The organism is Paraburkholderia sp. IMGN_8 (genome assembly GCF_038050405.1).
Lineage (GTDB): Bacteria > Pseudomonadota > Gammaproteobacteria > Burkholderiales > Burkholderiaceae > Paraburkholderia.
Window position 1 is genome coordinate 842,143 of the sequence record NZ_CP150900.1, and the last position, 16,438, is coordinate 858,580.

Genomic DNA, 16,438 nt, shown 5'->3' on the forward strand with positions numbered 1-16,438 from the left:
CGCAAGCGCTGCGGCAGTAAACGAAAGGCCGTCGCGGATTTATCCGCGATGGCTTTTTTACTTAGTTCGGACAAATCATACGTTGCGGTTGCGCACGTTTTCCGGCGAGAGAACCGTCGGCAGCGCTTTGGGCAAGGTTGCTGGCCAGTCGCGGCTGAAGTGCAAGCCGCGGCTTTCGCGCCGCGAGCGCGCGCCTTCGACGATCAGCGACGCCACGTCGACCAGATTGCGCAGTTCGAGCAGATCGCGGCTCACCTTGAAGTTCGCGTAATACTCGTGGATCTCGTCGCGCAGCAGCGCAAGACGATGTTTTGCGCGCGCGAGCCGCTTGTCCGTACGCACGATGCCGACGTAGTTCCACATCAACCGGCGCAACTCATCCCAGTTGTGCGCGACCACCACTTCTTCGTCCGGATCGGATACCCGGCTTTCGTCCCAGTCCGGCAGCGGTGCGTGAACGGCGGCGCTGAAGCCTTCTTCCTCGATCGCCCGCGCCGCGGAGCGTCCGATCACGAGGCACTCGAGCAACGAGTTGCTGGCGAGCCGGTTGGCGCCATGCAGGCCGGTGCACGATGTCTCGCCGACCGCGTAAAGTCCCGTGAGATCCGTGCGCCCCGCCAGATCGGTCACGACGCCGCCGCACGTGTAGTGCGCGGCGGGGACGACCGGGATCGGTTCTTTGGTGATGTCGATGCCGAATTCGAGGCAGCGGGCAAGAATCGTCGGAAAGTGTTCGCGCAGGAATTCGGCCGGTTGGTGGCTGATGTCGAGATACACACAATCTATGCCGCGTTTCTTGATCTCGAAGTCGATCGCACGTGCGACGATGTCGCGCGGCGCGAGTTCAGCGCGTTCGTCGTGGTTCGGCATGAAGCGCGTGCCGTCCGGCAGCTTCAGGATGCCGCCTTCGCCACGCACCGCTTCGGAAATCAGGAAGGACTTGGCGTATGGATGGAACAGGCAGGTTGGATGGAACTGGATGAACTCCATGTTCGACACGCGGCAGCCGGCGCGCCAGGCCATCGCAATGCCGTCGCCGGTCGCGGTGTCAGGATTGGTGGTGTAAAGATAGACCTTGCCGGCGCCGCCGGTGGCGAGCACGGTGTGCGGCGCTTCGATCGTGACGGTGCGGCCGTTTTGCAGGTCGAGCGCGTACAAACCGTGGCAGCGGCGGCCCGGCAGGCCAAGGCGGTTGGACGTGATCAGGTCGATCGCGTAGTGGTCTTCGAGCAGGGTGATGTTCGGGTGACTGCGCACGCGCTCGCTGAGCGTGGCGACCACTGCATGGCCCGTTGCATCCGCCGCATGAATGATTCGGCGATGGCTATGGCCGCCCTCGCGCGTCAGATGAAAGCCGAGTTCGGCGGCGTCGTCTTTGGTGAACGGCACCCCTTGCGCGATCAGCCATTCGATTGCCGCCCGTCCGTGCTCGACGATAAAGCGGGTGGCCGCTTCGTCGCACAGGCCACCGCCGGCGATCAGCGTGTCGCGCACGTGATTTTCAATGCTATCCGTCGAATCCAGCACGGCGGCGATGCCGCCTTGCGCCCAGTCGCTCGCGCCTTCGGTCATCGATCGCTTGGCGACCACCGCAACCCGCCGGGTCCCCGCGAGATTGAGCGCAACGCTCAAGCCTGCCAGACCGCTACCGACAATCGCCACATCGAATTCCATCGCCTGCATCTCCGTCTTTCGTTTTGCCATGACGGCGCGCTATCCGCTCGCCGATAAACGAGAAAGGATACGCGCCGCGGCGGACGAGGGAAAGCTGGCTGATAGGTCTAAGACTGTCTTAAGGGGCAAAGCGCGGTTAAACGGAGCGGCAAAGAGAACACAAAGACTAAAACAACGGCGCGCTGAAAACAAAAAAGCCTCGCACGAATGCGAGGCTTTTTTGCATGTCATTTGCCTTCGTCAGGCAGGAGCCAAGACTTACTTGATCTTGGTTTCCTTGTACTCAACGTGCTTACGGACGACCGGATCAAATTTCTTGATCAGCATCTTTTCCGGCATGTTGCGTTTGTTCTTCGTCGTCGTGTAGAAGTGACCCGTACCTGCGGTCGATTCCAACTTGATCTTGTCGCGTGCGCCTTTCGCCATGATTTACTCCTTAGGCTTCACCGCGTGCGCGCAGATCTGCGAGCACAGCGTCGATACCGTTCTTGTCGATCAGGCGCAGGCCGGCGTTCGAAACGCGCAGACGCACCCAACGGTTTTCGCTTTCCACCCAAATACGGCGGTTTTGCAGGTTCGGCAGGAACCGGCGCTTGGTTTTGTTGTTCGCGTGGGAAACGTTGTTGCCGCTCATCGGCGCTTTCCCAGTTACTTGGCATACGCGTGCCATGAGAGCACTCCTAATACGCTAATTCTGAGTTCGAACGCCGTGAAAGTTTCCCGGAAAGAACCGCGCTGAAATTCAGTCGCTTTTCCTTTCCGGAAGGCCTTGGTGGCTTCGGAACAGGGGGTTGGAAATAGGCAAACCGGAATTCTAGCAGAAAAAAAGCCGCAAAATCAAACCTTATTTGCGATGCCGGACACGGCGCTGTGCCTTTATACGCCAGGTTCAGGCCGTGTCACGGCCAGCCGGCGCGGGCGAACGAGTACGTGTGATCGGCGCCGATAACCAGATGATCGATCAGTTGCACGTCGATCAACGCCAGCGCGTCGCGCAGCGTGTGCGTCAAACGGCAGTCGCTCGCGCTCGGCTGGACGGCGCCGGAGGGGTGATTATGCGCGACGATCAGACTGGCGGCATTCAGGCTTAGCGCTCGCCGCACGATCTCACGCGGATAGACCGCCATACGCGTCAGCGTGCCCCGCGCGCTTTCCTCGCAACGGATCAGCCGGTGCCGCGCGTCGAGAAAGAGCGACACGAAGACCTCCTGCGGGCGGCCGCCGATCAGAAGGCGCAGATAGTCCTGCACGGCTTCGGGCGAGTCCATGAGCGAGCGCTTGCGCATTCTGTCGATCAGCGAGCGTCGCGCCATTTCCATGATGGCCAGCAACTGCGCTTTTTTTGCCGGACCGATGCCGCGCAGGCCCTCGAAGTCCGTATGGCTCGCGTCGAGCATCGCGCGCAGCGAGCCGAAGCGGTCGAGCAGTGTGCGCGCGACCTCGAACACGTTATGGCCCGGCAGGCCGGAGCCGAGCACCAGCACGATCATTTCGGTGTCCGACAGCACGCCCGGTCCGCCATCGAATAGCCGTTCCCGCGGCATGTCTTTTTTGTGCCATTTGACGCTTGCAGACGGGCGGGGCGCGGGTGTGCCGGCATCCGCGGCGGCCGCCGCGCAAGGCGCGCCAGGCGGCGTTGCGGACTGCACCCGTTCACGCTTCGCCGCAGCGGGCGTCCCGGCCTCGGGCATGGCCGCCTTTGGCGGCGTTTCGTATATCGTGCAGGCGCAATCGTCCATATGCTGATCCTCGTGGTTCGGGTTTGCGGCGGCGGGCGGTGCCCGAGCTTCCCGGCGGCGCGCGCGACGGACCCAAGCCGCCGCCCGCTATGTGGCTTACAATATGCACTTTGCGCACGGGCACCCCGACGGTTTGCCACACGCGTCGACTGCAACTGCGGCGCACGCGTGCCGCGCGCTTCGACTGAGCGAGCACTGCATGAGCATCATCGACATTTCCGAAGTGAAACCCGGTTCACATGTGACGCTTCACTACCGGCTTTCCCTTGCCGATGGCGCCGAAGTCATCAATACGTTTACCGATAAGCCCGCTACGCTTCTGCTTGGGGCCGGCCAACTCGCGCCGCCGCTGGAAGATATTCTGCTGGGATTGAAGGTCGGCCACCATTCGACCTTTCAGCTAACGCCAGGTCAGGCGTTCGGCCCGCGCAATCCGGAGTTGATCCAGCGCGTTTCGCTGGCTACGCTGCGTGAAAACAGCATGATCGGCGAGGACTTTTCACCGGGCGATCTGGTCGAATTCAACGCGCCGGGTGGCGGCCGCTATGCCGGCGTCTTGAAGGAAGTCGGCGAAACGTCGGCTCTGTTCGATTTCAATCACCCGCTTGCCGGCCAGGCGCTGGCGTTTGAAGTGAAAATCATCGGGATTCTGTAAACATGAGCATCACGGATACGACTCTTGCCGAAACCGAGATCCTGCTGGCGCAGCCGCGCGGGTTCTGTGCCGGTGTCGATCGAGCTATCGAGATTGTCGAGCGTGCAATCAAGTTGCACGGCTCGCCGATCTACGTGCGCCACGAAATCGTCCATAACGCCTATGTCGTCGAAGATCTGCGCAAGAAGGGCGCAATCTTCATCGAACAGCTTGAAGAAGTGCCAGCCGGCAATACGGTCATTTTCAGCGCGCATGGCGTGTCGAAGGCAGTGCGCGCCGAGGCGGAGTCGCGCGGCCTGCGGGTGTACGACGCCACCTGTCCGCTCGTCACCAAAGTGCATATCGAAGTCGCGAAGATGCGCCAGGACGGGTTTGACATCGTCATGATCGGCCACAAGGGGCACCCTGAAGTGGAGGGCACGATGGGGCAGGCCGGCGAGGGCATGCATCTGGTCGAAGACATCGCGGACGTGCAGGCACTGACGCTGGCCGATCCCGAGCGGATTGCGTTCGTTACGCAAACCACCTTGTCGGTCGACGATGCGGCCGAGATCATCGGTGCCTTGAAGGCGAAATACCCGGCGATCCGCGAGCCGAAGAAGCAGGACATCTGCTACGCCACGCAGAACCGCCAGGACGCGGTGAAGTTCATGGCGCCGCAGTGCGACGTCGTGATCGTGGTCGGCAGCCCGAATAGTTCGAACTCGAACCGGTTGCGCGAGTTGGCCGAAAAGCTCGGCGTGCCCTCCTATATGGTGGACTCGCCGGATCAGATCGATCCGGTCTGGGTCGAGGGCAAACGCCGGATCGGCGTGACGGCGGGTGCCTCGGCACCCGAGGCGCTGGCGCAGGCGGTAATCGGCCGGTTGCGCGAGCTCGGCGTGCGTAACGTGCGCGCGCTCGACGGCATTGAGGAAAACATCGCGTTTCCGCTGCCGCGCGGGCTAGGTCTGCCTGCCTGACAGTCTGCCAACACTTCTGAAAGAAAAGCGCGCCCAAGGGCGCGCTTTTTTTACGTCCGCGAGATGGCCGCTCCATCAACAATAAAGTGTCAGATCATGGAAAAGTGGCGATTTCGGTGCCGCCGCGCGCAAATTATTTTGAATTGCGATTGCGTTTTTATTGAGTCCGACTTCGATGTGTCCCCGTTTATAAGTCATCAAAGCGGTTGCATCGATTTTTGGCGCACTAAAATAGTGCGCACGCCTTGATATCAATGGAAACGTAATACTTAACGCGAACCACCATGAAATCAGGCGTCGCGCCGGATCGCTGCAACACTTGATGCCATTGGGCGCAAGGGTGGTGCAACTGATGCACGAAAAATAGTCGCAACCGGGTTGCGCCTTTTGGCGGATTTCGCTCTCAAAATAAGGTTGCAATGCAGGAAAACCCCACCGTTTCAACAATATTGCGCGTCGCATAATTGGAGTTACAATGCGCGCGTTCTCAAGGCCTCCGGGCCCCGAACAGCGGATTTTGCAAGGCGCAGGAGACCTACTTAATGCGAGTCAAATTTGCTTACACCGTGTCCATCGCGGTCGCGGTTGCGATGTTGACCGCGTGCGGCAAGAAACAGGATAGCGGGGCGGGAGCGGGTGCATCGGCGGCTATGGCTGCGGCAGCACCGGCGAGCGAAGCGACTGTCGTGAAGATCGGTCATGCGGCCCCATTAACGGGCGGCATTGCGCATCTTGGCAAGGACAATGAAAACGGCGCGCGTCTGGCGGTCGAGGAAATCAATACGCAGGGCCTGACCATCGACGGTCACAAGATCCAGCTGCAGCTCGATGCGCAAGACGATGCCGCGGATCCGAAAACGGGTACGGCGGTCGCCGAAAAGTTCGTCGACGATCATGTCGTCGCTGTGGTCGGGCACCTGAATTCGGGCGTGTCGATTCCGGCGTCGAAGATCTATAGCGATGCCGGCATTGTGCAGATCTCGCCTTCGTCGACGAATCCGGGGTACACGCAGCAAGGTTTCAAGACAACTTATCGGGTGGTCGTGACCGATGCCCAGCAGGGCCCGGCGCTTGCCAACTACGCGACGAAAGTGCTTGGCGCGAAACGCATCGCGATCGTGGACGACTCGACCGTCTACGGCAAGGGACTGGCCGACGAGTTCGCGAAGACAGTACAGGCGAGCGGGGCGAAGATCGTCGCTCGCGAAGCCACGAATGACAGGGCTACGGAGTTCCAGGCGGTCCTTAAGAAGATCAAGAGTGTTCAGCCGGACGTGATCATGTTCGGCGGCATGGACGCAACGGGCGGGCCGTTTACGAAGCAGGCGGCGGCGCTCGGTATCAGGGCAAAAATCCTTGGCGGCGACGGCGTGTGTACCGACAAGGTAGGGGAGCTGGCGGGAACCGCCGTGCAGAACCTGGTCTGTTCGGAGGCAGGACTTGCGCTTTCGAAGATGAACAAGGGAGCGGACTTCGAAAAGAAGTACGTGGCCCGCTTCCACACGCCGGTGCAGATTTACGCGCCGTTCACGTATGACGCTGTGTACGTGATTGTCGATGCAATGAAGCGCGCTAATTCGATCGAGGCGCCCAAGGTGCTGGCTGCGATGCCGTCCACCGATTACAACGGGGTAATCGGCCACATCGCGTTCGACGACAAGGGTGATTTGAAAGAGGGCGCCATTACGCTTTACGACTTCAAGGACGGCAAGAAAGCGGTTCTCGACGTCGTGAAGATGTGATGACGGGACGTTCAGCCTGACGGCACCGAAACCACCCAACGGTGCCGTTTTTGCATCCGCTATCGGCAAGTCCGCGACTGCATCCCAGTCGTAAGACGAACCGGGCAGCGGATAACCCTTACCGGTCTTTTACATCAGTACCCGCAGTGCTGTTGAGATTCTGTAACGCATCACCGCCCACCGGCTGATGAAGAGCGTGAATCCAGTCGCACGGGCTAAGGAGCATTAAATGGATATCTTCATCCAGCAGGTCCTCAACGGGCTGGTGCTTGGCAGCGTTTACGCCATCATCGCACTGGGCTATACGATGGTTTACGGCATCCTGGGCATCATCAACTTCGCGCACGGCGATGTGTTGATGGTGGGCGCGATGGTTGCGCTTTCAGCCATAGGCGTGCTGCAGAACCACTTCCCCGGCCTCGGCAATGTGCCGACGCTCGTCATCGCGTTGATCATCGCGGCAGTGGTTTGCTCGCTGGTCGGCTACACGATCGAGCGCGTGGCCTACCGGCCGTTGCGTAAAGCACCGCGTCTCGCCCCGCTGATCACCGCGATCGGCGTGTCGATCCTGCTGCAAACCCTCGCGATGATGATCTGGTCGCGCAATCCGCTGCCGTTCCCGCAGCTGTTGCCCACCGACCCGATCAACGTGATCAAGGCCACCGACACGACGCCAGGCGCCGTGATCTCGATGACCGAAATCGTGATCATGGTCGTGGCGTTCCTCGTGATGGGCGGTCTGCTGTTGCTGGTTCACAAGACCAAGCTGGGCCGCGCGATGCGTGCGATCGCTGAGAACCCGGGTGTCGCAAGCCTGATGGGCGTGAACCCGAATTTCGTGATTTCGGCGACCTTCATGATCGGCTCGGCGCTTGCCGCTCTGGCCGGCGTGATGATCGCGTCCGAATACGGCAACGCACACTTCTATATGGGCTTCATCCCGGGTCTGAAGGCCTTTACCGCGGCGGTGCTCGGCGGGATCGGCAATCTCGGCGGGGCGATGGTGGGCGGCGTGCTGCTCGGCCTGATCGAACAGTTGGGCGCCGGCTACATCGGCAACCTGACGGGCGGTGTGTTCGGCAGTAACTACCAGGACGTGTTCGCATTCATCGTGCTGATCGTCGTGCTGGTGTTCCGTCCGTCGGGCCTGTTGGGCGAACGTGTTGCGGATCGAGCATAAGGAGTAGACAGACATGACCTCAATTCAACCGATCGAGCCGTCCACGACGCTCATCCCTGAAAAGAACCTGACGAAGACGCTGACCGTCGGCATCATCACCGCGATCTTCGTGATCGCCGCGCCGATGATCATCGGTGCCGCCGGCGGTAACTACTGGGTCCGCGTGCTCGACTTCGCGATGCTGTATGTGATGCTCGCGCTCGGCCTCAATGTGGTGGTCGGCTTCGCCGGCCTGCTGGACTTGGGCTACATCGCGTTCTACGCCATCGGCGCGTACACCGCGGCGCTGCTGAGCTCGCCCCACCTGACCTCGCAGTTCGAGTGGATCGCGCACCTGTTCCCGGGCGGCCTGCATACGCCGATCTGGATCATCGTGCCGATTGCGATGGGGCTCGCCGCGACCTTCGGCGTCCTGCTCGGCGCGCCGACCTTGCGTCTGCGTGGCGACTACCTCGCGATCGTGACACTGGGCTTCGGGGAGATTGTGCGGATCTTCATTAACAACCTCGACCGTCCGGTCAACATCACAAACGGGCCGAAGGGGATCACCGGTATCGCTCCGGTGTCGGCAGGCGGCTTCAGCCTCGCGCAGACACACACGTTCCTCGGGTTCTCGTTCCCGTCGGTGTACATGTATTACTACCTGTTCGTGCTGTGCGCGCTGTTCGTGATCTGGACCTGTACGCGTTTGCAGCACTCGCGTATCGGCCGTGCATGGGCCGCGATCCGCGAAGACGAAATCGCCGCCAAGGCGATGGGCATCAACACCCGTAACGTGAAGCTGCTGGCCTTTGCAATGGGCGCGTCGTTCGGCGGCCTGTCGGGCGCGATGTTCGGTTCGTTCCAGGGCTTCGTGTCGCCGGAGTCGTTCACGTTCTGGGAATCGGTCGTCGTGCTGGCGTGCGTGGTGCTCGGCGGTATGGGCCACATCCCTGGCGTGATTCTCGGCGCGGTGCTGCTCGCCGTGTTCCCGGAATTCCTGCGCTCGACGATGGGTCCGTTGCAGAACATGGTCTTCGGCCATGAAATCGTCGATACCGAAGTGATCCGTCAGTTGCTGTACGGCCTTGCGATGGTCGTGATCATGCTGTACCGCTCGGAAGGCCTGTGGCCGTCGCCGAAGCACGAAGACAAGATTGCGAAACTGGCGAAGCGCGCTGGCAAGAAGCCGGTGCGCGCCTGAGGCCATGGGACCCGAGTAAGCGCTAAAGCGCTAACTCGGGTCGACAGGAGAAAATCATATGAGCGATAACGTAAGCAACAACGTGGGCAGCGATCAGATTCGCCTGTCGGTGAAGGGCGTCAACAAGCGCTTCGGCGGCTTGCAGGCGCTGTCCGACGTCGGGCTTGAGATCAAGTCGGGCCAGATTTACGGCCTGATCGGCCCGAACGGCGCCGGCAAGACAACTTTCTTCAACGTGATCACGGGTCTGTACACGCCGGATTCGGGCGAGTTCAAGCTCGACGGTTCGGCATACACGCCGACCGCCGTCTATCAGGTGGCCAAGGCGGGCATTGCCCGTACGTTCCAGAACATCCGTCTGTTCGGCGGCATGACCGCGCTGGAAAACGTGATGGTCGGGCGCCACGTGCGTACCAAGCACGGTCTGCTGGGCGCGGTGTTCCAGACGCCGTCCGAGCGCAAGGAAGAGCGCGAGATCAAGGAGCGCGCGGTCGAACTGCTGGAGTACGTCGGCATTGCGCAGTACGCGGACTACACGTCGCGCAACCTGTCGTATGGCCACCAGCGTCGTCTGGAAATCGCCCGTGCCTTGGCGACCGATCCGAAGCTGCTCGCGCTGGATGAGCCGGCAGCCGGCATGAACGCGACCGAGAAGGTCGAACTGACCAAGCTGCTCGACAAGATCCGCAGCGACGGCCGTACGATCCTGCTGATCGAACACGACGTGAAACTGGTGATGGGCCTGTGCAATCAGATGACAGTGCTCGATTACGGCAAGGTGATTGCCCAGGGTCTGCCGCAAGACGTGCAGAAGGACCCGAAGGTGATTGAGGCTTATCTGGGTGCGGGGGTCCACTGATGGCTACGGCAATGTTGAAAATCAAGGGCCTGCAGGTCAATTACGGCGGCATTCAGGCAGTCAAGGGCATCGATCTGGAAGTCGCGCAGGGCGAACTGGTCACGCTGATCGGCGCGAACGGCGCGGGCAAGACCACGACGATGAAGGCAATCACGGGTCTGAAGCCTTACTCGGCAGGCGACATCGAGTACATGGGCCAGTCGATCAAGGGCATGCCCGCGCACGAGCTGCTCAAGCGCGGTCTGGCGATGGTGCCGGAAGGCCGCGGTATTTTCGCGCGCATGTCGATCGTCGAAAACATGCAGATGGGCGCTTATCTGCGTAACGATACGGACGGCATCAAGGCGGACGTCGATCGCATGTTCGGCTTCTTCCCGCGCCTGAAGGAACGTGCGACGCAGTACGCGGGCACGCTCTCGGGCGGCGAGCAGCAGATGCTGGCAATGGCGCGCGCGATCATCAGCAAGCCGAAGCTGCTGTTGCTCGACGAACCGTCGATGGGTCTGTCGCCGATCATGGTCGAGAAGATCTTCGAAGTGGTGCGGTCGATCTCGGCGGAAGGCATGACCGTGCTGCTGGTCGAGCAGAACGCGCGTCTCGCGTTGCAGGCGGCGAATCGCGGCTACGTGATGGACTCGGGTCTGGTCACAATGTCCGGCGACGCGAAGCAGATGCTGGATGATCCGAAGGTACGGGCGGCGTATTTGGGTGAATGAGTCGGTGGGTAAGCCGGTTTGAGTTTGCCATGCCTATGAAAAAGGCCGCATGCGAATCGCGCATGCGGCCTTTTTCTCTTCTGGGCGCGCCGGGAGCTTAAGCTGCCGATGCAGCCGCTTCACCCAGACGCTTGCCGAGACTGATCACCTCATCGGTGCGATAACCGAGCGCCTCGTAAAACGCGCGTACATCGGCCTTCGCGGACAACACCTGCAAATTCAGCTTCGGGCACCCGCGTTCGGTCAGCGTTTTTTCGACGTGCGCGACGAGACACGTGCCGATGCCATGCCGACGCAGCGAAGCATCCACGGCAAGCGAATACAACCATCCTCGATGCCCGTCGTAACCGCCCATCACCGTGCCGACGATTCGTTCGTCGAGCACGGCGACAAAGAACAGTTCCGGTTGCGTCGCCAGCTTGTTGGCGATCGACAGATGCGGATTGCGCTGCGGTTTCGTCATGTCCCGGTATTCGGGGAATGCTTCTTGCCACAGCGCGACCACGGCACCGGTGTCGCTCGCGTCGAAGCGGCGGATCGATAGCGTTGCGGCCGTCGTCATACGCGCGCTCTGGACGGTTACAGCGTGTCGAGAATCGAACGCAGCATCGCCATCATCTGGTCGATTTCTTCGTTCGTGACGTTCAGCGCCGGCATGAAGCGCAGCAGGTTCGGACGCGCCGCGTTCAGCAGCAGGCCGTCGGGCTGCATCACGCGCGCTTTCTCGACGATCTGATTGCCGATGTCCTTGCCGAGCAGCAGCGCACGCAGCAGGCCTTCACCGCGTTCGCCCGCGAAGCCGCGTTCTTCCGACAATTCGAGCAGCTTCGTGCGCAGATACTCGCCGCGCGCGCGCACGCCTTCGAGGAAGCCAGGCGCCGTCAGTTGCGAGATCACCGAGTAGCCGACCGCGGTCATCAGCGGATTGCCGTTGTAGGTGCCGCCCTGATCGCCCGCTTCGAACACCGCGATTTCAGCCTTTGCCAGCAGTGCCGCAAGCGGCACACCGCCGCCGATGCCTTTGCCGAGCGTCATGATGTCCGGCTCGATGCCCGACAGCTCATACGCGAACAAGGTGCCTGCACGGCCACAGCCGCTTTGCACTTCGTCGACGATCAGGAGCACGTTGTGCTGTTTGGTCAGCGCGCGCAGTTGCTGCATGAATTCGCGGGTGGCCGGAATCACGCCGCCTTCACCTTGAATCGGTTCGAGCATCACCGCGACGGTCTTCGCGGTGATGAGCTTTTCCACCGACGCGATGTCGTTCAGATCCGCCTTCGGGAAGCCCGGCACTTGCGGCGCGTAGATCGTGTCCCAGCCCGGCTTGCCGCTTGCCGACATCGTCGCGAGCGTGCGGCCGTGGAAGCTGTGGTCGAACGTGATGATTTCGAATGCGCCGTCCTTGAATTTCTTGCCCCACTTGCGCGCGAGCTTGATCGCGCCTTCGTTCGCTTCGGCGCCGCTGTTCGCGAAGAACACCTTGTCGAAGCAGCTGTGCTGCGTGAGCAAACCGGCGAGTTGCGCCATCGGGGCGTTGTAGAACGCGGGCGATGGATTGAGCAGCAGTTGCGCCTGCTTGTTCAGCGCTTCGATCATGCCGTCGTTGCAGTGGCCGAGACTATTGACCGCCCAGCCCTGGATGAAGTCCAGATATCGCTTGCCGTTATTGTCGTAGAGCCACGAGCCCTTGCCGTGCGTGAAAACGATTTCGGGCCGGTTCGTGATGTACATCAGCGACTCGATCGGGTACTCATTGAAATTCATGACGGCAGGCTCCAGGCGACGGGGTGAAGGGTGAATGAAGGTTTGGCCAAATGTGAAACGGGGGCCAGGGGAAACGAAAAAGCAAACAAAAAAGCCACGGCATGCCGTGGCTTTCATGATTCGAACAGCTTGCGCCTTTGTGCGGCGCGAATCCGTGACGAAGCCAGCGGCGTCCCTAGGGGAGCGGCGAGCGGCGACGTCGGAGTTCGGACTGGATGCGGTTCATGCGCGAAAGAATACGACAACGCGTGCGATGGTGTAAACCATGAATTTGCATGGATGCGTATCAAGGCGGATTTCTTCGCATCCGCCTTATCGCTGACATGTTGCTCACGAATGGCCCGACCGTCGTACGATCAGGCCGCGTACCCCCTCAAACCGCGTTCGCCAGATCCGCCGCGCTGGTAAACGAATCCGCATAGAACTCGTCTTCCGGCAGCCTATGATGCTGGGTGAAATCGCGCTGCGCCGATTCGACCATCACCGGGGCGCCGCACGCATACACCTGGTACGCCGACAGATCGGGCAGATCCTCGATCACCGCGCGATGCACGAAGCCGACGCGGCCCGTCCACGCATCGCTCGCGTCCGGCTCCGAGAGCACCGGCACGAACTTGAAGTTCGGAATCTCTTTCGCCCATTGCTCGGCCAGTTCGAGCAAATACAGATCCTTCTTGCGGCGCGCGCCCCAGTAGAGCGTCATCGGCCGGTCGAGGTTCTTGAACACCGCGTGTTCGACGATCGCCTTCAGCGGCGCGAAGCCGGTGCCCGAGGCCAGCAGCACGATCGGCTTGGCCGAATCTTCGCGCAGAAAGAAGGTGCCGAGCGGTGCCTCGAAGCGCAGGATGTCGCGCTCTTTCATGGTGTTGAACACGTGATCCGTGAAAGCGCCGCCAGCCATGTGACGAATGTGCAATTCGATCGGACCTTCGGCGTGCGGCGCATTCGCCATCGAATAGCTGCGGCGTTTGCCGTCCTTCAGAATGAATTCGAGGTACTGCCCGGCCAGATACTGCAGACGTTCGTTAGCGGGCAATTGCAGTTTCAGCACCACGACGTCGTCGGCCTTGCGCTCAATTGCGTTGACGCGGCACGGCAGCTTCTTGACCTGCACGTCGCCGACGCCGGCTACTTCGCGGATATCCACTTCGAGATCGGAGCAAGCCGTCGCGCAGCAGAAGAGCGCCATGCCACGCGTCTTCTCGTCGTTCGACAACGCCGACGACGAATGCTGACGCTGCTCGATCTCACCGCTGACTACGGTGCCTTTGCACGAACCGCAGGCGCCGTTCTTGCAGCCGTACGGCAGGCCGATGCCCTGGCGCAAGGCGGCGCTGAGCACCGGTTCGTCCTGTTCTACCTGAAACTGCCGGCCGCTTTGCCGGAGAGTGACGTTAAATGCCATAGAGTGTTCGTTCGAAATCGAAAAGTCGGTAATCGTTGTCGGACCCGCGGTGCCAACTGTGCGGTACCTGCCGCGCTTGACGGCTACAATGCGTCCACCATGAAAGCGACACGAAACTTCCGCCGGCCTCGCGTGTTGATCGTCGGTTGCGGCGATGTCGGCATGCGCTGCGTGCCCCTGCTGCAGCCGCGCGCGCATGTCTTCGCGCTGACCAGCCACGCCGGGCGCCGCGCCGAATTGCGCTCGGCTGGCGTGACGCCGCTGATCGGCGACCTCGACGCGCGCCGCAGCCTGAAACGGCTCGCGGGCCTCGCGCCGACCGTGCTGCATCTCGCGCCGCCGCAAAAGACCGGCGATGATGACCGCCGTACCCGCGCGTTACTCGCTACGCTGAGCGCCCGCCGGAGTCGTGCTCCGCGTGCCGCGCGCGGCACGGTTGCGCCGGTCGCGCGGCTGCGCCGCGTTCGTGCTGCATGGATGGAATCTGAAGCAGCCAATATTGTACCCGACGGGGTACGGCGAACCGCCGGCTCGCGCCCGCCCGTGCGGCTGGTTTATGCCAGCACGACGGGTGTCTATGGCGATTGCGGCGGCGCATGGATCGACGAAACGCGTGCACTGCAAGCAGCCAATCCGCGCGCCAGGCGTCGCGTGTCCGCCGAGCGGCAACTGCGGCGCGCGACGGCTCAAGGCGCGATCGCGGCAAGCATTGCACGGATTCCGGGCATCTATGCCGGCAACCGTCTGCCGCTGGCGCGGCTCGAAAAGCGCACGCCGGCGCTGATCGACGCCGACGACGTCTACACCAACCATATCCACGCCGACGATCTCGCCGCGATTCTCGTGCGCATGGCCACGCACGGCCGGCCGGCGCGCGTGATCCACGCGTCGGACGATACGTCGCTGAAAATGGGCGAGTACTTCGATGTAGTGGCCGACGCGTTCGGCTTCGAGCGTGCACCACGCATCACGCGCGCGGCGGCCGAGCGGCAGATCGAGCCGACTTTGCTGTCGTTCATGCGGGAGTCGAGGCGGCTCGTGAACCGGCGCCTCAAAGAGGAATTGCGCGTGCGACTGCGTTATCCAAGCGTTGAAGATTTTCTGTGTGAGGTTCGCGGCACAACTGACTCTCGAACCACCGGCGAAGCTAAAGGGCCCGATTAAGCTCCACAGTTCGATCCAATGTGTTCCGCCGCGAGCAAAAAGCAACCGCCCCAGGCATCGCCCGAAAAAACGCGCGCCGAGCCGGCCGTGCGCCGGCCGCGCGTGACCCAGCTGCCTTACGTCAACGCCGGCAGTGCCTCCAGTAACAGGAAGCACAGCATGGCGCCGATCAAGGCGCCGATAAGGTTCGGATGATACTTGTGCCGCAGCCGCATCGTGGCCAGCAATCCGCCGATCAGGACCACCCCGAGGCACGTGAAAGCAATCATCACGTACGAGATCTCGACTGTGTCGTGGATGACCATGGCGCCCCTCCTTGAACTCTTTGTAGTCTTTGTTTAATCGAGTATAGAGCGGGTCGTAAGGAAGGGCATGCTGCGATGCAGCGCGCGACAGCGCTTCCAGCAAGGGGTTTGTGCGGATGCGAACATTTTTTTCGTGGCCGCTCAAGGCTTTAAAAGCGCGCTACCTGTTTACCCGCTCCGTAAAGATCCGAGGTCGGTTTCGTCGAGCCATTGCCACGCGCCTTCGGCGAGTGTGACCGGCAATGCAAGTCCGCCGATCTGCTTGCGGTGCAACGCTTCGCAGCGGTTGCCTGCCGCGGCGATCATCCGCTTGACCTGGTGATATTTACCTTCCATCACGGTGAGTTCCAGCGCGTGATCGCCGCGAGCCTGTGCATTCACGGCTGCGATCGGTTTGGGTTCGCCGTGCAGCAAGACGCCGTCGCGCAAGGCGCTCAGTTGTGTGTCGTCGATCGGATGGCGGGTGGTTGCGACGTACACCTTCGGCACCTTACGTTTGGGCGACGTGAACGCGTGCACGAACTTGCCGTCGTCGGAAAGCAGCAGCAGGCCGGTGGTGTCCTGATCGAGTCTGCCCACGCACTGAACGCCGCGTGCGGCGAACTGCGGCGGCAGCAAATTGAACACGCTCAGGTGATGCTGCGGCTCGCGCGAACATTCGTAGCCGGCGGGCTTGTTCAGCAGCAGATAGGCATGCTCGCGATACGGCCAAACGACACCGTCGACGCTGAACTGGAACACGCCGTCATCGGTTGCGAAAACGGTGTCGGGATCGGTGAGGACAATGCCGCCGATTGTTACGCGAGCGTCGGTGATCAGCGCGCGGCATTGGCGGCGCGAGCCGAAACCTTGAGTAAAGAGGATGCTTTCGAGATTCATGGCGAGCGAAGAATAACACCGCAAGAAGCGGAGCGCCGCGCGGGCGCTGATCATCGTCATGTCGCCGGCCGCGCGTCTTGCGCGGCTTCCCGAGCGTGCCGCAGCCGCGTGATGAAAACGGATTTTCATCGCGCAGCGTGACTGCGTGGCTAGTCTCGCCCGGTCATCGGGAAAAACCCGCGAAAATGAAAATGAATTTTTTTCGGTGAGG

The 16,438-nt window shown here is 61.5% G+C and carries 17 protein-coding genes; 8 read left to right on the top strand and 9 right to left on the bottom strand.

The genetic code is table 11. The features are described 5' to 3' along the window. Window positions 1-75: 75 nt before the first annotated feature. The 4 genes from nadB to radC all read right to left on the bottom strand — a co-directional run bounded on the left by nadB (window position 76) and on the right by radC (window position 3,365). Window positions 76-1,674, bottom strand: coding sequence for an L-aspartate oxidase (gene nadB, locus WN982_RS04050; protein WP_341315711.1), 1,599 nt, complete (start codon window positions 1,672-1,674; stop codon window positions 76-78). A gap of 258 nt (window positions 1,675-1,932) precedes the next feature. Continuing rightward, on the bottom strand, window positions 1,933-2,100 hold the full coding sequence (rpmG, locus tag WN982_RS04055; protein WP_007180630.1) for a 50S ribosomal protein L33: 168 nt from the start codon (window positions 2,098-2,100) through the stop codon (window positions 1,933-1,935). Between the two features lie 10 nt (window positions 2,101-2,110). Next, complete coding sequence (rpmB, locus tag WN982_RS04060) at window positions 2,111-2,344, bottom strand: 50S ribosomal protein L28 (RefSeq protein WP_007180631.1); 234 nt, start codon at window positions 2,342-2,344, stop codon at window positions 2,111-2,113. 229 nt (window positions 2,345-2,573) lie between these two features. Then, window positions 2,574-3,365: a DNA repair protein RadC gene (gene radC, locus WN982_RS04065; protein WP_341315712.1), complete on the bottom strand. Its 792-nt coding sequence runs from the start codon at window positions 3,363-3,365 to the stop codon at window positions 2,574-2,576. A 247-nt stretch (window positions 3,366-3,612) separates the two neighbouring features. On the opposite strand from radC, the gene WN982_RS04070 reads away from it, so the two are divergent. From WN982_RS04070 to WN982_RS04100, 7 genes are all read left to right on the top strand, one after another. Beyond that, on the top strand, window positions 3,613-4,068 hold the full coding sequence (locus WN982_RS04070) for a peptidylprolyl isomerase (protein ID WP_042321518.1): 456 nt from the start codon (window positions 3,613-3,615) through the stop codon (window positions 4,066-4,068). 2 nt (window positions 4,069-4,070) lie between these two features. Beyond that, a complete protein-coding gene (gene ispH, locus WN982_RS04075; RefSeq protein ID WP_341314505.1) occupies window positions 4,071-5,030 on the top strand; it encodes a 4-hydroxy-3-methylbut-2-enyl diphosphate reductase in 960 nt (319 codons plus the stop codon). 542 nt (window positions 5,031-5,572) lie between these two features. Further along, complete coding sequence (locus WN982_RS04080; RefSeq protein ID WP_341314506.1) at window positions 5,573-6,772, top strand: branched-chain amino acid ABC transporter substrate-binding protein; 1,200 nt, start codon at window positions 5,573-5,575, stop codon at window positions 6,770-6,772. Between the two features lie 229 nt (window positions 6,773-7,001). Then, window positions 7,002-7,952 carry a branched-chain amino acid ABC transporter permease gene (locus WN982_RS04085; protein ID WP_341314507.1) on the top strand — a complete coding sequence of 317 codons (951 nt, stop codon included), beginning with the start codon at window positions 7,002-7,004 and terminating at the stop codon, window positions 7,950-7,952. Between the two features lie 13 nt (window positions 7,953-7,965). Beyond that, a complete protein-coding gene (locus tag WN982_RS04090; protein WP_341314508.1) occupies window positions 7,966-9,135 on the top strand; it encodes an ABC transporter ATP-binding protein in 1,170 nt (389 codons plus the stop codon). A gap of 58 nt (window positions 9,136-9,193) precedes the next feature. Next, window positions 9,194-9,994: an ABC transporter ATP-binding protein gene (locus tag WN982_RS04095; protein WP_341314509.1), complete on the top strand. Its 801-nt coding sequence runs from the start codon at window positions 9,194-9,196 to the stop codon at window positions 9,992-9,994. After that, window positions 9,994-10,710, top strand: a complete 717-nt coding sequence (locus tag WN982_RS04100) for an ABC transporter ATP-binding protein (RefSeq protein WP_341314510.1) — start codon at window positions 9,994-9,996, stop codon at window positions 10,708-10,710. Before WN982_RS04095 ends, WN982_RS04100 begins: the two co-directional genes overlap by 1 nt. 97 nt (window positions 10,711-10,807) lie before the next feature. On the opposite strand, the gene WN982_RS04105 is transcribed toward WN982_RS04100, so the two are convergent. From WN982_RS04105 to WN982_RS04115, 3 genes are all read right to left on the bottom strand, one after another. Continuing rightward, the gene (locus WN982_RS04105; RefSeq protein ID WP_341314511.1) at window positions 10,808-11,272 is read right to left on the bottom strand and encodes a GNAT family acetyltransferase; all 465 of its coding nucleotides are present in this window, start codon (window positions 11,270-11,272) and stop codon (window positions 10,808-10,810) included. A gap of 17 nt (window positions 11,273-11,289) precedes the next feature. Next, the gene (locus tag WN982_RS04110) at window positions 11,290-12,474 is read right to left on the bottom strand and encodes an acetylornithine transaminase (protein ID WP_341314512.1); all 1,185 of its coding nucleotides are present in this window, start codon (window positions 12,472-12,474) and stop codon (window positions 11,290-11,292) included. A 373-nt stretch (window positions 12,475-12,847) separates the two neighbouring features. Then, window positions 12,848-13,879 (bottom strand): CDP-6-deoxy-delta-3,4-glucoseen reductase, encoded by a 1,032-nt coding sequence (locus WN982_RS04115; protein WP_341314513.1) that lies wholly within the window; start codon window positions 13,877-13,879, stop codon window positions 12,848-12,850. A gap of 99 nt (window positions 13,880-13,978) precedes the next feature. Here WN982_RS04115 and WN982_RS04120 point away from each other — a divergent pair, with 99 nt between their 5' ends. After that, window positions 13,979-15,043: an NAD-dependent epimerase/dehydratase family protein gene (locus WN982_RS04120; RefSeq protein WP_341314514.1), complete on the top strand. Its 1,065-nt coding sequence runs from the start codon at window positions 13,979-13,981 to the stop codon at window positions 15,041-15,043. Between the two features lie 116 nt (window positions 15,044-15,159). Here WN982_RS04120 and WN982_RS04125 read toward each other — a convergent pair whose 3' ends face one another. Then, complete coding sequence (locus WN982_RS04125; protein ID WP_341314515.1) at window positions 15,160-15,348, bottom strand: hypothetical protein; 189 nt, start codon at window positions 15,346-15,348, stop codon at window positions 15,160-15,162. Window positions 15,349-15,516: 168 nt separating this feature from the next. Then, window positions 15,517-16,227: a 16S rRNA pseudouridine(516) synthase gene (locus WN982_RS04130; RefSeq protein ID WP_341315713.1), complete on the bottom strand. Its 711-nt coding sequence runs from the start codon at window positions 16,225-16,227 to the stop codon at window positions 15,517-15,519. Window positions 16,228-16,438 lie beyond the last annotated feature (211 nt).

Bases quoted from the DNA above. Each gene is read 5' to 3' on its own strand.
- WN982_RS04085 (WP_341314507.1), top strand. From the start codon at position 7,002: ATGGATATCTTCATCCAGCAGGTCCTCAACGGGCTGGTGCTTGGCAGC.
- WN982_RS04105 (WP_341314511.1), bottom strand. From the start codon at position 11,272: ATGACGACGGCCGCAACGCTATCGATCCGCCGCTTCGACGCGAGCGAC.
- WN982_RS04100 (WP_341314510.1), top strand. From the start codon at position 9,994: ATGGCTACGGCAATGTTGAAAATCAAGGGCCTGCAGGTCAATTACGGC.
- WN982_RS04095 (WP_341314509.1), top strand. From the start codon at position 9,194: ATGAGCGATAACGTAAGCAACAACGTGGGCAGCGATCAGATTCGCCTG.
- rpmB (WP_007180631.1), bottom strand. From the start codon at position 2,344: ATGGCACGCGTATGCCAAGTAACTGGGAAAGCGCCGATGAGCGGCAAC.
- radC (WP_341315712.1), bottom strand. From the start codon at position 3,365: ATGCCCGAGGCCGGGACGCCCGCTGCGGCGAAGCGTGAACGGGTGCAG.
- WN982_RS04090 (WP_341314508.1), top strand. From the start codon at position 7,966: ATGACCTCAATTCAACCGATCGAGCCGTCCACGACGCTCATCCCTGAA.
- WN982_RS04130 (WP_341315713.1), bottom strand. From the start codon at position 16,227: ATGAATCTCGAAAGCATCCTCTTTACTCAAGGTTTCGGCTCGCGCCGC.
- WN982_RS04080 (WP_341314506.1), top strand. From the start codon at position 5,573: ATGCGAGTCAAATTTGCTTACACCGTGTCCATCGCGGTCGCGGTTGCG.
- WN982_RS04125 (WP_341314515.1), bottom strand. From the start codon at position 15,348: ATGGTCATCCACGACACAGTCGAGATCTCGTACGTGATGATTGCTTTC.
- WN982_RS04070 (WP_042321518.1), top strand. From the start codon at position 3,613: ATGAGCATCATCGACATTTCCGAAGTGAAACCCGGTTCACATGTGACG.
- WN982_RS04120 (WP_341314514.1), top strand. From the start codon at position 13,979: ATGAAAGCGACACGAAACTTCCGCCGGCCTCGCGTGTTGATCGTCGGT.
- rpmG (WP_007180630.1), bottom strand. From the start codon at position 2,100: ATGGCGAAAGGCGCACGCGACAAGATCAAGTTGGAATCGACCGCAGGT.
- ispH (WP_341314505.1), top strand. From the start codon at position 4,071: ATGAGCATCACGGATACGACTCTTGCCGAAACCGAGATCCTGCTGGCG.
- WN982_RS04115 (WP_341314513.1), bottom strand. From the start codon at position 13,879: ATGGCATTTAACGTCACTCTCCGGCAAAGCGGCCGGCAGTTTCAGGTA.
- WN982_RS04110 (WP_341314512.1), bottom strand. From the start codon at position 12,474: ATGAATTTCAATGAGTACCCGATCGAGTCGCTGATGTACATCACGAAC.
- nadB (WP_341315711.1), bottom strand. From the start codon at position 1,674: ATGGAATTCGATGTGGCGATTGTCGGTAGCGGTCTGGCAGGCTTGAGC.